Source organism: Stutzerimonas stutzeri KOS6 (assembly GCF_000307775.2).
Lineage (GTDB): Bacteria > Pseudomonadota > Gammaproteobacteria > Pseudomonadales > Pseudomonadaceae > Stutzerimonas > Stutzerimonas stutzeri_B.
Window position 1 is genome coordinate 209945 of the sequence record NZ_KK020676.1, and the last position, 13312, is coordinate 223256.

General features: G+C 64.7%; 17 protein-coding genes. 13 read left to right on the forward strand and 4 right to left on the reverse strand.

Features of this window, described 5'->3' with window-relative positions; genetic code table 11:
- Positions 1-355: 355 nt before the first annotated feature.
- Positions 356-1066 (reverse strand): HTH-type transcriptional regulator RutR, encoded by a 711-nt coding sequence (gene rutR / locus B597_RS29515; RefSeq protein ID WP_043289778.1) that lies wholly within the window; start codon positions 1064-1066, stop codon positions 356-358.
- A 295-nt stretch (positions 1067-1361) separates the two neighbouring features.
- On the opposite strand from rutR, the gene rutA reads away from it, so the two are divergent.
- The 9 genes from rutA to B597_RS29560 all read left to right on the forward strand — a co-directional run bounded on the left by rutA (position 1362) and on the right by B597_RS29560 (position 8107).
- The gene (gene rutA, locus B597_RS29520; protein ID WP_024161775.1) at positions 1362-2444 is read left to right on the forward strand and encodes a pyrimidine utilization protein A; all 1083 of its coding nucleotides are present in this window, start codon (positions 1362-1364) and stop codon (positions 2442-2444) included.
- Positions 2444-3190 carry a pyrimidine utilization protein B gene (gene rutB / locus B597_RS29525; RefSeq protein ID WP_003295322.1) on the forward strand — a complete coding sequence of 249 codons (747 nt, stop codon included), beginning with the start codon at positions 2444-2446 and terminating at the stop codon, positions 3188-3190. Before rutA ends, rutB begins: the two co-directional genes overlap by 1 nt.
- Positions 3191-3268: 78 nt before the next feature.
- Positions 3269-3655, forward strand: a complete 387-nt coding sequence (gene rutC, locus B597_RS29530; protein ID WP_003295324.1) for a pyrimidine utilization protein C — start codon at positions 3269-3271, stop codon at positions 3653-3655.
- 74 nt (positions 3656-3729) lie between these two features.
- Entirely contained in the window at positions 3730-4530 is an 801-nt protein-coding gene (gene rutD / locus B597_RS29535; RefSeq protein ID WP_003295326.1) for a pyrimidine utilization protein D, read from the forward strand.
- Between the two features lie 10 nt (positions 4531-4540).
- The gene (locus tag B597_RS29540; protein ID WP_003295327.1) at positions 4541-5131 is read left to right on the forward strand and encodes a malonic semialdehyde reductase; all 591 of its coding nucleotides are present in this window, start codon (positions 4541-4543) and stop codon (positions 5129-5131) included.
- A 13-nt stretch (positions 5132-5144) separates the two neighbouring features.
- The gene (gene rutF / locus B597_RS29545) at positions 5145-5672 is read left to right on the forward strand and encodes an NADH-dependent FMN reductase RutF (protein WP_003295328.1); all 528 of its coding nucleotides are present in this window, start codon (positions 5145-5147) and stop codon (positions 5670-5672) included.
- 174 nt (positions 5673-5846) lie between these two features.
- On the forward strand, positions 5847-6251 hold the full coding sequence (gene dksA / locus B597_RS29550) for an RNA polymerase-binding protein DksA (RefSeq protein WP_003295330.1): 405 nt from the start codon (positions 5847-5849) through the stop codon (positions 6249-6251).
- Positions 6252-6260: 9 nt separating this feature from the next.
- A complete protein-coding gene (gene zigA / locus B597_RS29555; protein ID WP_003295332.1) occupies positions 6261-7463 on the forward strand; it encodes a zinc metallochaperone GTPase ZigA in 1203 nt (400 codons plus the stop codon).
- Positions 7463-8107, forward strand: a complete 645-nt coding sequence (locus B597_RS29560; protein WP_003295333.1) for a DUF1826 domain-containing protein — start codon at positions 7463-7465, stop codon at positions 8105-8107. Before zigA ends, B597_RS29560 begins: the two co-directional genes overlap by 1 nt.
- 49 nt (positions 8108-8156) lie before the next feature.
- On the opposite strand, the gene B597_RS29565 is transcribed toward B597_RS29560, so the two are convergent.
- Positions 8157-8486 (reverse strand): four-helix bundle copper-binding protein, encoded by a 330-nt coding sequence (locus tag B597_RS29565; protein WP_003295335.1) that lies wholly within the window; start codon positions 8484-8486, stop codon positions 8157-8159.
- A gap of 202 nt (positions 8487-8688) precedes the next feature.
- On the opposite strand from B597_RS29565, the gene B597_RS29570 reads away from it, so the two are divergent.
- The 3 genes from B597_RS29570 (at position 8689) to B597_RS47280 (ending at position 10966) form a co-directional block, all read left to right on the forward strand.
- Entirely contained in the window at positions 8689-9279 is a 591-nt protein-coding gene (locus B597_RS29570; protein ID WP_024161776.1) for an IMPACT family protein, read from the forward strand.
- Positions 9280-9740: 461 nt separating this feature from the next.
- On the forward strand, positions 9741-10691 hold the full coding sequence (locus B597_RS29575) for an adenosine deaminase (protein ID WP_003295339.1): 951 nt from the start codon (positions 9741-9743) through the stop codon (positions 10689-10691).
- Positions 10692-10801: 110 nt separating this feature from the next.
- Positions 10802-10966, forward strand: a complete 165-nt coding sequence (locus B597_RS47280; RefSeq protein WP_003295340.1) for a hypothetical protein — start codon at positions 10802-10804, stop codon at positions 10964-10966.
- An 8-nt stretch (positions 10967-10974) separates the two neighbouring features.
- Here B597_RS47280 and B597_RS29580 read toward each other — a convergent pair whose 3' ends face one another.
- Complete coding sequence (locus tag B597_RS29580; RefSeq protein WP_003295341.1) at positions 10975-12147, reverse strand: Bcr/CflA family multidrug efflux MFS transporter; 1173 nt, start codon at positions 12145-12147, stop codon at positions 10975-10977.
- Positions 12148-12352: 205 nt separating this feature from the next.
- Between B597_RS29580 and B597_RS29585 the strand changes: the two genes are divergently transcribed.
- The gene (locus B597_RS29585) at positions 12353-13000 is read left to right on the forward strand and encodes a TetR family transcriptional regulator (protein WP_003295343.1); all 648 of its coding nucleotides are present in this window, start codon (positions 12353-12355) and stop codon (positions 12998-13000) included.
- 4 nt (positions 13001-13004) lie between these two features.
- Here B597_RS29585 and B597_RS29590 read toward each other — a convergent pair whose 3' ends face one another.
- Positions 13005-13196: a heavy-metal-associated domain-containing protein gene (locus B597_RS29590; RefSeq protein ID WP_003295344.1), complete on the reverse strand. Its 192-nt coding sequence runs from the start codon at positions 13194-13196 to the stop codon at positions 13005-13007.
- Between the last annotated feature and the right edge of the window lie 116 nt (positions 13197-13312).

A 13312-nucleotide genomic window follows, 5' to 3' on the forward strand; every position in this document is an offset into this window, starting at 1 on the left:
CCGACTTCAAACCTCGAAAGCTCGACGGATGGCCGGTTCCGGGCGAATGAATTCGCCCCTACGGGCAACGTCAGACGCGGGTGCTGTGGGGCCAACTCGTTCGCCGACTTCAAACCTCGAAAGCTCGACGGATGGCCGGTTCCGGGCGAATGAATTCGCCCCTACGGGCATCGCCAGGCGCGGGTGCTGTCGGGGCCAACTCGTTCGCCGACTTCAAACCTCGAAAGCTCGATGGATGGCCGGTTCTGGGCGAATAAATTCGCCCCTACGGGCACGGCCGGGCGCTGACGCCGTAGGGGCGAACTTGTTCGCCCGTTTGCAAACCTGGAAAACCGGCCCTTGCGTGCTCTTCGCCTCAGCGCGGTCGCACCCCATCGAGAATCAGCGCCTGCAGGCTCTTGAGCGTCTCGTCGAAAAACGCCGGGTCGTCCAGGGTCCTGCCGGCGACGGCCTCGACCTGCACGCGGAAGTCGGCGTAGTGCTGGGTAGTGGCCCAGAGTGAAAAAATCAGGTGATGCGGCTCGACCGGGGCCAGCTTGCCGGCATCGATCCAGGCCTGGATCACCGCGACCTTGTTCTCGACGAGCTCACGCAAAGGCTGCTCCAGCTCACCCAGCAGCAGCGGCGCGCCCTGCATGATCTCCATGCAGAACAGCCGCGACTCGGCGGGATGGTCGCGGGACAGTTCGAGCTTCTCGCGCAGGTACTCGCCGATCGCCTCGATCGGATCCTGATCGACTGAAAACGCCTGCAACGGCCGCAGCCAGACTTCCAGCAGCTGCCGCAGGACGTTGACGTAGAGCTCTTCCTTGCTGCCGAAGTAGTAAAGCAGGTTGGTCTTGGAGACATCCGCCTGAGTCGCCACCTGATCGAGGCTGGTGCCATGCAGGCCGAAGCGGGAGAACAGCTCCAGCGCGGCCTGGAGGATGCTGGCACGCTTGCTCTCGATCATGCGCAAACGGCGGTTCTGCGCGCTGGCGCTGGGCTCGCGGACAGTGCCCTTCTGGCGGGGCGTCTTGCTGGCGGTCAAGCGTTTGCGGGGTGCTACGGGAGGCTGGTCTGTCACGGGATTACCGGCGGGGCACGAACGAGTCGCTACTTTAACGCGACGAGCACGCTGCGCACGAGCGGCGCCTGTCGATGGGCGGACGGCGCGCCATGGCTGCACGATCTTCGTGCGCCACGCACAAACCAGGTGCTCCGATTCGGACCATTTGGTCCATTTAAAATCACAAAATACATCCATCTCTTTGATTGCAAAGTGAAATCCTTTTCTGGCCTGCATCCTGCTAAAGCATCGCTGACCCTGCCCGTCATGTTCGGGCAGCGCTTTCTAGCCATTGCGTACTGAGGTGCTTCCCATGGATGTTGGTGTTTTCATTCCGATCGGCAACAACGGCTGGCTCATTTCCGAGAACGCGCCGCAATACATGCCGACCTTCGAGCTGAACAAGGCCATCGTGCAGAAGGCCGAGGGCTACGGCTTCGATTTCGCGCTGTCGATGATCAAGCTGCGCGGCTTCGGTGGTAAGACCGAGTTCTGGGAGCACAACCTGGAGTCCTTCACGCTGATGGCGGGTCTGGCCGCCGTGACCAGCAAGATCCAGCTGTTCGCCACCGCCGCCACCCTGACCCTGCCGCCCGCCATCGTCGCGCGCATGGCCTCGACCATCGATTCGATCTCCAACGGGCGCTTCGGCGTGAATCTCGTCACCGGCTGGCAGAAGCCGGAATACACGCAGATGGGCATGTGGCCGGGCGACGAATTCTTCGCCACCCGTTATCAGTATCTCGGTGAGTATGCCCAGGTGCTGCGTGACCTCTGGGCCAACGGCCGCAGCGACTTCAAGGGCGAACACTTCCAGATGGAAGACTGCCGCGTCAGCCCTAAACCCCAGGCGGACATGAAGATCATCTGCGCCGGCTCCAGCGACGCCGGGATGGCCTTTTCGGCGCAGTACGCCGACTACAACTTCTGCTTCGGCAAAGGCGTGAATACCCCCACCGCCTTCGCCCCGGCCGCCGAACGGCTGCAGGCCGCGTGCGCCACGACCGGCCGCAACGTCACCTCCTGCGTGCTGTTCATGGTGATCGCCGACGAGACCGACGAAGCCGCCCGCGCCAGGTGGGAGCATTACAAGGCCGGGGCGGACGAGGAAGCCATCGCCTGGCTCGGTGAACAGGGCGCCGCGGACAAGGGTTCCGACAGCAATATCCGGCAGATGGCCGATCCGACTTCGGCGGTGAACATCAACATGGGCACGCTGGTCGGCTCCTACGCCAACGTGGCCAGGATGCTCGACGAAATCGCCACGGTGCCCGGCATGCAGGGCGTGATGCTGACCTTCGACGACTTCCTCGAGGGCGTCGAGGCATTCGGGCAGAAGATCCAGCCGCTGATGCACAGCCGCCGCCATGTCAGCGCACTGAAGGAGTCGGCCTGATGAGCGTCGTCGAACAGATTTCGGGCTACGCCATGGGCGCAACCGATGAGCCTGTGCAACTGCCGGCGCGTCCCGAACCGCTGCTGATGAAGGCCAGCGAAACCGCGCTGATCGTGGTGGACATGCAGAACGCCTACGCGACCCTTGGCGGCTATCTGGACCTGGCAGGCTTCGACGTCTCGGCGACGAAGCCGGTGATCGAGAAGATCCGCCAGGCACTGGCTGCCGCGCGGGCCGCAGGAATTCAGGTGATATTCCTGCAGAACGGCTGGGACAACGAGTACGTCGAGGCCGGCGGCCCGGGCTCGCCCAACTGGCACAAGTCCAATGCGCTGAAGACCATGCGCAAGCGCCCGGAACTGGCCGGCACGCTGCTGGCCAAGGGCGGCTGGGATTACGCGCTGGTGGACGAACTGGCGCCGCAGCCCGGCGACATCCTGGTACCCAAGCCCCGCTACAGCGGCTTCTTCAATTCGCAGCTGGACAGCACTCTGCGCGCCCGCGGCATCCGCAACCTGGTGTTCACCGGCATCGCCACCAACGTGTGCGTGGAATCGACGCTGCGCGATGGCTTCCACCTGGAGTACTTCGGTGTGGTGCTGGCCGATGCCACGCACCAGGCCGGGCCGGAGTTCGCCCAGCAGGCCGCGCTGTACAACATCGAGACGTTCTTCGGCTGGGTCACCAGCGTCGACGCCTTCTGCCAGAGCTTCGCGACCGCGCCCAGCGTGGCGGTCGCCAGCTGATTACCCCAAGTGCCCGACCGCGGCGCCCGCAGAGGCGCCCGCCGGGCTCGCCTGAATGCCTTGCAAGGAATCAACCACATGCCCAAGCAATCCATCATCCCCGCCGGCTCCGGCAAACCGCTTGCACCTTATGTCCCGGGCTCCATGGCCGATGGCGTGATCTACGTCTCCGGTACCCTGCCCTTCGACAAGGACAACAACGTGGTCCACGTCGGCGATGCCGCCGCGCAGACCCGCCATGTGCTGGAAACCATCAAGGGCGTCGTCGAGGCCGCCGGCGGCAGCATGGACGACGTCACCTTCAACATGATCATGCTCACCGACTGGGCCAACTACGCCAAGGTCAACGAGGTGTACGCCGAATACTTCCCCGGCGAGAAGCCGGCGCGCTACTGCATCCAGTGCGGCCTGGTGAAGCCGGATGCGCTGATCGAGATCGCCAGCATCGCCCACGTCGGCAATTAGCGCCTGCAGGAGCGGGCCGGCCGGCTGCGCCTGCGGAGCGCCGGCTCGCACCTCGACCCCGCGGAGGGAATGACATGCACTACGAACTTCATGGCCGCATGGAGCCGGACGCCCCGACCCTGGTGCTCAGCTCCGGGCTCGGCGGCGCCGGTGCCTTCTGGACGCCGCAGCTCGCGGCGCTGACAGTGGATTATCGGGTGCTGGTCTACGATCAGAAGGGCACCAACCGCAGCCCGGCGAACCTGCCGGCGGGCTATTCAATCGAGTCCATGGCAGTCGAACTGCTGGAGCTGCTGGATACCCTGGGCATTCGCCGCTGCCATTTCATCGGCCATGCCCTCGGTGGGCTGGTGGGACTGCAGATCGCCCTGCTGCGGCCGCAACTGCTGCAGAGCCTGGTGCCGATCAATGCCTGGAGCAGCCCCAACCCGCACAGTGCGCGCTGCTTCGCGGTGCGGATGAACCTGCTGCGCGACAGCGGCCCGGCTGCCTACGTGCAGGCGCAATCGCTGTTCCTCTACCCCGCCGACTGGATTGCCGCCAACAGCGAACGGCTGGCACGCGACGACGCCCATGCGCTGGCGCATTTCCCGCCGAACATGAACCTTATGCGACGCATCGAGGCGCTGCTGGCCTTCGATATCGAGGCCGAGCTGCCGCGCATCACCACCCCGACCCTGCTGATCGCCAACCGCGACGACATGCTGGTGCCCTGGCAACGCTCGCAGCACCTGGCCGAGCAACTGCCTGATGCCCGTCTGGCCCTGCTGGATTACGGTGGCCACGCCTCCAGCGTCAGCGACAGCGAACCCTTCAATCGAATCCTGCTGGAGCACCTGGCGCGCATGAGCGACCAGGCGGCAACGGCAGCCTGAGGAACCGAACATGAGTCAACCACTCGACCCGCAAGCGCTGGCCAGGCTGTTCGCCGAGGCGCGCACCCACAGCGCCTGGCTCGACCAGCCGGTGCCGGACGCCCTGCTGCAACAGCTTTATGACCACGTATGCCTCGGCCCGACCGCGGTGAACAGCTGCCCGGCGCGCTTCGTCTTCGTGCGCAGCGCCGAGGGCAAGCAGAAGCTCGCGCCCTGTCTGTCCAAGGGCAACCTCGACAAGACCATGGCTGCACCGGTCACGGTGATCGTCGCCTATGACGAGGATTTCCCGGAAACCCTGCCGGAGCTGTTTCCCTTCGCCGACGCGCGCAGCTGGTACGCCGGCCAGCCAGCACTGATCACCGAGAATGCCTTGCGCAACAGCTCGTTGCAGGCCGGCTACCTGATTCTCGCCGCCCGCGCTCTAGGGCTCGATTGCGGGCCGATGTCCGGCTTCGACGGCAAGGCGCTGGACGAAGCCTTCTTCGCCGGTACCCCCTGGAAATCCAACCTGCTGATCAACCTCGGCTACGGCGACGCCAGCAAGCTGCGTGACCGCCTGCCGCGCCTGCCCTTCGACCGGGCCTGCGTCCTCGCCTGATGGAGAACCGACCATGCAACTGGCTCAATGCGAAACCGCAAGTGCATTCAGCGCCCCGCTGATCCGCCAGGACTACCGCGACGCCATGGCGCGCCTGGCTGCGGCAGTCAACATCATCACCACCGACGGCCTCGCCGGCCGTGCCGGCTTCACCGCCACTGCGGTGTGCAGCGTCACCGACGAACCGCCGACGCTGCTGGTCTGCCTGAACCGCAGCGCATCGGCGCATCCCATCGTCACCGCCAACGGGCAGCTATGCGTGAACACCCTGGCCGGCGCGCAGCGGGACTTGTCCAACCTGTTCGGCGGCAAGACGCCCATGGCCGAGCGCTTCGCCGCGGCCCAGTGGAGTACCGGCATCACCGGCTCGCCGCTGCTCGAAGGTGCGGCAGTGTCCTTCGATTGCCGCATCAGCCACAGCGCCAGCGTCGGTACCCACGACATCCTCTATTGCGAGGTGCTCGCCGTGTACCGCCGCGACAGCGCCGATGCATTGGTCTACTTCGGCCGCAACTACCACGGGCTTCCCGGCACCGTCTGATCGTCCTGCTGCGCCCCGCCACCCGAGCCCGCTGCGCGATCCGCGCCGCGGGCTTTTGCTTCGCGACATGAATGACGCGCTTAACTGTCCGCCGTTTCAACGCGCAAACGACGCTTGTATTACACCGCAATTGTTATGTTATAACTCACACATTATTCCGACACGTATCTTACGATGACCGAAGCCGAACTTCTCGCCCAACCCGCCGAGGCGTACATGAACGCCGATCAGCAGGTCTTCTTCCGCGACCTCCTGCTGCACCAGCGTGCCGAGCTGCAGGCGCGCATCGAGGAGGAATTCCAGGCTCTGCGCGAACAGGAGCCGAGCAGCGATCCCGCCGACATCGGCAGCGCCGAAGAACAGCGCCACTGGCAGCTGCGCGTGCTGGAGCGGGAGAAAAAGCTGCTCGACAAGATCGACGCCGCGCTGGACGCCATCGCCCGCGGAGAATACGGCTGGTGCGCCGAAACCGGCGAACCCATCGGCCTGCAGCGCCTGCTGTTGCGCCCCACCACGACGCTGTCCATCGAGGCGAAGCAACGCCAGGAACAGCGCGAAAAACACCAACGATCCGCCTGAGAGACCGCCATGAACCGCCTCCCCGTTACCGTCCTGTCCGGCTTCCTCGGCGCCGGCAAGAGCACCCTGCTCAATCACATCCTGAGGAACCGCGAAGGCCGCCGCGTGGCTGTGATCGTCAACGATATGAGCGAGATCAACATCGACGGCAACGAGGTGCAGCGCGGCGTCAGCCTCAATCGTGCCGAGGAGAAACTGGTGGAGATGAGCAACGGCTGCATCTGCTGCACCCTGCGCGAAGACCTGCTCGAGGAAGTCGGCAAGCTCGCCCGCGAAGGCCGCTTCGACTACCTGCTGATCGAGTCCACCGGCATTTCCGAACCGCTGCCGGTGGCCGAAACCTTCACCTTCCGCGATGAGCAGGGCCAGAGCCTGGCCGATCTGGCGCGGCTGGACAGCATGGTCACGGTGGTCGACGGGGTGAACTTCCTGCGCGACTTCCACGAAGCCGAGAGCCTGGCCAGCCACGGCGAAACCCTCGGCGAGGACGACGAGCGCTCGGTCACCGAGCTGCTGATCGAACAGGTGGAGTTCGCCGATGTCATCCTGATCAGCAAGATCGACCTGATTTCCGCCGCCGAACGCGAGGAGCTGAGCGCCATCCTCGGCCGGCTCAACACCCACGCCGAGATCCTGCCGATGAGCATGGGTCAGGTACCGCTCGAGCGAATCCTCGACACCGGCCGTTTCGATTTCGAACGCGCCGCCCAGGCGCCGGGCTGGCTCAAGGAAATGCGCGGTGAGCATGTGCCGGAAACCGAGGAATACGGCATCGCCTCCACCGCCTACCTGGCGCGCCGGCCGTTCCACCCGCAGCGTTTCTACAACTTCCTCAACCGCGAGTGGAGCAATGGCCGCCTGCTGCGCTCCAAGGGCTTTTTCTGGCTCGCTACCCGCCCCGAAGAAGCTGGCAGCTGGTCACAGGCCGGCGGGCTGATGCGCTACGACTACGCCGGGCGCTGGTGGCACTTCACCCCGGAATCGGCCTGGCCGAGCGACAGCGAAAGCCGCGCGGCGATCGTCGAAAAATCCCGCGGCGAGTTCGGTGATTGCCGCCAGGAGCTGGTCTTCATCGGGCAGAACATCGACTTCGACCGGTTGCGCCGCGAGCTGGATGCCTGCCTGCTGAACGACAGCGAATGGGCCGTGGGCGTCAACGGCTGGCAGCGTCTGCCGGACCCGTTCGGCCCCTGGCACGAGCAGGTCGCCTGATGCTGGCGCAGCGGATCGTCCCCCCACAGCCGCGCCAGCTGCTGGGCGACTCCCCGGCGATACTTGGCGAAGCGCTGAACGACGGCATCAACCTCACGGTGTGGCAGCGCCAGCTGCCGCTGCATATTGCCGAATTCGCCGAGACACTTTTGGCTCTGGGCGAGCCGCTGGCCGAGTCACTGACGCTCGAAGCGACCGGCGAGGGTGAGCTGCAGCTGTCGACCCTGGCGTCGGCTTATCGCGGCCTTGCCGGGCATGCCGGTTTCGTCGCCGATGTCGCCTGGCTGGCGAAGGCCTTCGCCTGCTTGCTTGATGCGCGGCGCATCGGTCTGCGCCTGCGCCTGCTGGAAAAGCCCATGTGTCCGCGCTTTCACGTCGATCACGTGCCGTTAAGGCTTATCACTACCTATGTCGGCGCAGGCAGCGAATGGCTTCCCGAGGACGCCATGCAGCGTCGGCGCCTGGGTGATCCGGCAGCCGAACCGAGCGATCCGGACGCTATCGAGCGGCTTGCAGCCGGCGACGTTGCCTTGTTCAAGGGGGAAAAATGGCTGGGTAACGAAGGCGCCGGGATCATTCACCGTTCGCCGCAGGCGACCAGCACCGAGCGCCGCCTGATCCTGACGCTGGACTGGCTGGCGTGAGGCAGAAGGGCCGGCAGCCGCAGCTGCGACCCTTCGCATCGACACCCGGTCAGGCCGCCATCTTCTCGCACTCTTCAGCACACTTGCGGCAGGCCTCGGCGCAGGCCTGGCAATGGTCGTGCTGGTGCTGGCCGCACTCCGCGGCACAGTCGCGACAGACCTGCGCGCAGAGCTTGCAGAAGGCTTTGGCATAGGCACTGTCGCGGGTCATCAGTATGGCTGCGATCGCGCACATATCGGCGCAGTCACGATCGAGCTCGATGCAGCGCGCCATCATTTTCAGGTCTTCTTCGCGCAGGCACGCCGCCGCGCAGGTTTCACAGACCAGGGCGCAATTGGAACAGGCCTGGATGCATGACTGGTAACTGGAATTGAGCATGGGACTTCCTCCACCTGGTGAGCCGTCGGAATGGGGCCTCGCGACTGGTGCCGGCTCTTGCGCGAGCGCCCATAAAGGTATGGGCGCCGGAAGGTCGGTCTAAGTTCAGTCCATTCGCCGGATGCCTCTTTCTAGTCACGCGCGGCGCAGCGGGGTCGGTGCCGTTACAATGGCCGACTCCATCACTGATGCCTCGTCTGCCATGCCCTTCACCCTGTCCGCGCCCTGCGAGTTGCTTGAAGTCATCAGCAAAAGCCGCTTTCTGGTCAAGGCTGCACCGGTGCAAACCCCGGAAGAAGCGCAGGCATTCATCCAGGCGGCTAGCGATCCCGCCGCCACGCACAACTGCTGGGCCTGGAAGATCGGCAACCAGTACCGTTTCAGCGACGACGGCGAGCCCGGCGGCACGGCGGGGCGGCCGATGCTCACAGCCATCGAGGGCCAGGACTTCGATCGCGTGGCGGTGCTGGTGATCCGCTGGTTCGGCGGTATCAAGCTCGGTACTGGCGGCCTGGCACGAGCCTATGGCGGTACCACCGCAAAATGCCTGCAAGCCGGGGAACGTAGCGAACTGGTATCCCGTTCGCGTTGCCGATGCCATTGCCGCTTCGCCGAACTGGCCTTGTTCAAGGCGCGGTTAGCGGAATTCGAAGCCTTGCTCGAGGCCGAGCGCTTCGATGCCGAAGGCGCGACCCTGGACATCGCTCTGCCCGCCAACCGGCTACAGACACTCGCGCAACTGCTGGCTGACATCAGCCGCGGGCGCAGCGTGCTCGAAGCTCTGGACGACTGACGGCTGCCATTGCCCACAATTACTGTGGATGCCGCTGTGGATAACGTTGGGACGACATGCTGCGAAGCCGATGCCACGGGCTCCGGAGAAAACTGCACAATTTTTGACCAATTCACCACCCAAGCCCAATGAAGGTGCGTTAAACACTTGAATTGCTGCGCTTTTTCACTGCCCGTAGCGCGACCCGAGCAGGCCGAGACGCATATTTTGCACGACACGAAGTTATGCCCGGTTAACGTGGAGAACTTTGTGGATAAGGTTGGGAACAACCACGCCGTGGCCCGTAGATGCTGGGCTGCAGACCACTGGTCAAATAATCGCCAGCGCAACCGAAATCTCATCACCCGGTCATACGACTGTCATTCTCGGCTGCTATGCCAGACGAACTGGCCCACCTGGCATATCGGTTGCTCCAACCCGTCGATAGAATGCCCGCACATCCGGACGACGAGAATTTCGCAATGCACGACTGGCTCAACAATCTACCCAAGGCCGAACTCCACCTGCACCTGGAGGGCTCGCTCGAACCCGAACTGATGTTCCGCCTCGCCGAGCGCAACAGCATCGCCCTGCCCTGGAACGACGTCGAGGCACTGCGCAGCGCCTACAACTTCGGCAACCTGCAGGAGTTTCTCGATCTCTACTACCGCGGTGCCGACGTGCTGCGCACCGAGCAGGACTTCTACGACCTGACCTGGGCCTACCTGCAGAAGTGCGAAGAGCAGAACGTGGTACACACCGAGCCCTTCTTCGACCCGCAGACCCACACCGACCGTGGCGTGCCTTTCGAGGCGGCGCTCAACGGCATCAGCGCGGCACTGGCCGACGGCCGGGAACTGCTGGGCATCAGCAGCGGGCTGATCCTGAGCTTCCTGCGTCACCTGCCGGAAGAGGACGCCTTCAGGACGCTGGAGCAGGCGCTGCCCTATCGCAACGCCTTTTTCGCGGTCGGGCTGGACAGTTCCGAAGTCGGCCATCCGCCGAGCAAGTTCCAGCGCGTGTTCGACAAGGCCCGCGCCGAGGGCCTGCTGACAGTGGCCCACGCTGGCGAGGAAGGCCCGCCGGAATACATCTGGCAAGCGCTGGACCTGCTCAAGGTCAGCCGCATCGATCACGGCGTACGCGCCGCCGAGGACCCGAAGCTGATCGCCCGGCTGATCGAGGAGCAGATCCCACTGACGGTATGCCCACTGTCCAACACCAAGCTCAAGGTGTTCGACGACATGCGCCAGCACAACATCCTCGGCCTGCTGGAACAAGGGGTGAAGGTCACGGTGAACTCCGATGACCCGGCTTACTTCGGCGGCTACGTGACGGAGAACTTCGTCGCGCTGCACGAGAGCCTGGGCATGACCGAGGACCAGGCCCGCCGCCTGGCACAGAACAGCCTGGACGCCCGACTGGCCTACTGAGCACCCACCGTCCGGTGCCATGGGGCGCTGGGCATGCGACACCATGGCTCGCTCCACGGGCCATGGCAGCACCTAGACTGTGCAACGCCCGACATCATGAGGAGAGCGCCATGAACATTCTCGTCCGCCCCCTTACTACCTTCCCCGACAGTGCCTGGCAGGTATGCCTGGACAAGCACCCTGTCACCTTCCGCAGCGAAGCCGAGGCCAAGGCCTTCGTCGAAACCCTGCGCAAGCGCCTGCGCGCGCCGCATCCGCTACCGCTGAGCGCCTGAGTCGCAAGTCACTCGGTGCTGGCACGCGCCGTACCATAGGCGACGATCATCGCCAGCAGACCGCACAGGCTCATGATCGCAGCCAGCGGTATCGCGGTACCGTTGTGCAAGGCCCCCACCGCCGAGGCGGCGATCGCCGCGATGGTGAACTGCATGCTACCGAGCAAGGCCGACGCGCTGCCGGCATTGGCACGCTGGTCGGCCATGGCGCAGGCCGTGGCGTTGGGCAACAGGCAGCCGAGGCAGGACACGCCGCAGAACAGCGGGATCAGCAGCGGCCAAAGCGCCTCGGGCTGCGCCGCCGCCACCGCCAGCAGCGCCAGCGCGCTGGCGAAGAAGACCCCCACCCAGCGCCGCACCCAGAACTCCGGCCCGCGCCAGCGCACCAGCCGCACGTTCACTTGCGCCATCAAGATGAAACCCGCCGCATTGATGCCGAACAACCAGCCGAAGTGCTCGGGCGGCACGCCGTACAGCTCGATGAAGACGAACGGCGAGCCGGTGATGTAGGCGAACATGCCGGCCATGCACAGCGCGCCGGTCAGCACGTGGCCGATGAAGAAGCGATCACGGAACAGCCGCAGGTACTGCCCGAGCGCACCGGCCATCGGCTGGCGCGCCAGCCCCGCCGGATAGGTTTCAGGCAGCCAGAGCGTCACCGCTATCAGACAGATGGCGCTGAACAGCGTCAGCAGGAGAAAGATCGACGGCCAACCGAACGCGGCCAGCAGCGCGCCGCCAGCCACCGGCGCGAGGATTGGCGCCAGGCCCATGACCAGCATCAGCTGCGAAAATACCTTGGCGCTGGTCATCGGGTCGCACAGGTCGCGCACCACGGCACGCGCCATCACCATGCCGGCACAGCCACCCAGCGCCTGCACGAAGCGAATGCCGACCAGCCAGTCCATCGACGGCGCGAAGGCGCTGGCCAGCGACGCCAGAGTGAACAGGACCACACCGATCAGCAATGGCCCGCGCCGCCCGTAACGATCTGCCAGTGGTCCATAGATCAGCTGGCCAATGGCCAACCCGACGAAATAGGCGGCCAGCGAAAGCTGAACGTGATCCACACTGGTATCGAACGCCTCCGCCAGCTTGGGAAAGGCCGGCAGGTACATGTCGATGGCCAGGGGGCCGAACGCGCTGAGCGCGCCCAGAATGAGCAGAATTCGCAGAGACATCAGAAGCTCGCTAGCAGGGACCAAGAAGTGGCGCCGAGGTCATTGAGTGGACATCGACCTCGCCAGAGGATTTGCGCCGAAGTGCAAGATGCTGTTACATACACCGCCGATTGTAAACACGCATCGCGACGAGATGCGCCGTTACACGGCCGCCCTCCATCGCTGCTGGACGCCCGAAGCAGCCGCTATCTGCCTGAATCTGCCCATGCGCCGAACCAAAGAAGAAGCCGAGAAGACCCGTATCGCCATCCTCGCCTCTGCCGAGCGACTGTTTCTGGACAAGGGGGTGGCCCACACCAGCCTCGACCAGATCGCCCGAGACGCTGGCGTGACGCGCGGGGCCGTGTACTGGCATTTTCAGAACAAGGCGCACCTGTTCCACGAGATGCTCAACCAGATTCGTCTGCCGCCCGAACAAATGAACGAACGGCTGTGCAGCTGCGATCAAGAGCAGTCGCTGGAGGCGCTGATCGCCTTGCGCAACCTGATGGTCGAGGCCATCAGCACGTTGGCCAGCAACGAGCAGAGGCGCCGGATATTCACCATCCTGCTGCACAAATGCGAATTCACCGAAGAACTGCGCGAAGCCGAAGAGCGTCACCACGCATTCATCAACCAGTTCATCGATCTGTGCGAAAGCCTGCTGCGCAACGCGTCTGTCTGCCTGCGCCCGGGCGTCACGCCGCGCCTCGCCGCGCTGTCGCTGCACGCCCTGGTGGTGGGATTGTTCACCGACTGGACGCGCGACACCGAACTGTTCGCCCCGGAAGCCGACACCAAGGCGCTGATCGACCCGCTGTTCCGCGGACTGGTCCGCGACTGGCCGGACGATCCCGACCAGCCTGCCGCGTGAGCCATCAGCTCACCTGATAACCCTCTTCGCTGATCGCCTCGCGAATCGCCTGCTCGCTGGCGCTGCTCTGCACCCGCACCGTTCCGGCCGCCAAGTCCACCTGCACCTGCGCCTGCGGGTCCAGCGCCCGGATGGCCTGGGTGACCGCACGCTCGCAGTGGCTGCAGGTCATTCCGCTCACCTTGAATACTTGCATCGTCGCTCTCCTCGTCTGGTGGAGGCGCCGATTCTCGGGCTTGCCACCCGGGCAAGGTCAAGGCACCCGCTGTCGCAGGTCATGGTGTTGACCTTGCCATAGGGTTAAGGTCGATC

Excerpts from the sequence above, each read along its gene's own strand:
- rutA (WP_024161775.1), top strand. The coding sequence starts at position 1,362 with ATGGATGTTGGTGTTTTCATTCCGATCGGCAACAACGGCTGGCTCATT.
- rutB (WP_003295322.1), top strand. The coding sequence starts at position 2,444 with ATGAGCGTCGTCGAACAGATTTCGGGCTACGCCATGGGCGCAACCGAT.
- rutC (WP_003295324.1), top strand. The coding sequence starts at position 3,269 with ATGCCCAAGCAATCCATCATCCCCGCCGGCTCCGGCAAACCGCTTGCA.
- rutD (WP_003295326.1), top strand. The coding sequence starts at position 3,730 with ATGCACTACGAACTTCATGGCCGCATGGAGCCGGACGCCCCGACCCTG.
- B597_RS29540 (WP_003295327.1), top strand. The coding sequence starts at position 4,541 with ATGAGTCAACCACTCGACCCGCAAGCGCTGGCCAGGCTGTTCGCCGAG.
- rutF (WP_003295328.1), top strand. The coding sequence starts at position 5,145 with ATGCAACTGGCTCAATGCGAAACCGCAAGTGCATTCAGCGCCCCGCTG.
- dksA (WP_003295330.1), top strand. The coding sequence starts at position 5,847 with ATGACCGAAGCCGAACTTCTCGCCCAACCCGCCGAGGCGTACATGAAC.
- zigA (WP_003295332.1), top strand. The coding sequence starts at position 6,261 with ATGAACCGCCTCCCCGTTACCGTCCTGTCCGGCTTCCTCGGCGCCGGC.
- B597_RS29560 (WP_003295333.1), top strand. The coding sequence starts at position 7,463 with ATGCTGGCGCAGCGGATCGTCCCCCCACAGCCGCGCCAGCTGCTGGGC.
- B597_RS29565 (WP_003295335.1), bottom strand. The coding sequence starts at position 8,486 with ATGCTCAATTCCAGTTACCAGTCATGCATCCAGGCCTGTTCCAATTGC.
- B597_RS29570 (WP_024161776.1), top strand. The coding sequence starts at position 8,689 with ATGCCCTTCACCCTGTCCGCGCCCTGCGAGTTGCTTGAAGTCATCAGC.
- B597_RS29575 (WP_003295339.1), top strand. The coding sequence starts at position 9,741 with ATGCACGACTGGCTCAACAATCTACCCAAGGCCGAACTCCACCTGCAC.
- B597_RS47280 (WP_003295340.1), top strand. The coding sequence starts at position 10,802 with ATGAACATTCTCGTCCGCCCCCTTACTACCTTCCCCGACAGTGCCTGG.
- B597_RS29580 (WP_003295341.1), bottom strand. The coding sequence starts at position 12,147 with ATGTCTCTGCGAATTCTGCTCATTCTGGGCGCGCTCAGCGCGTTCGGC.
- B597_RS29585 (WP_003295343.1), top strand. The coding sequence starts at position 12,353 with ATGCGCCGAACCAAAGAAGAAGCCGAGAAGACCCGTATCGCCATCCTC.
- B597_RS29590 (WP_003295344.1), bottom strand. The coding sequence starts at position 13,196 with ATGCAAGTATTCAAGGTGAGCGGAATGACCTGCAGCCACTGCGAGCGT.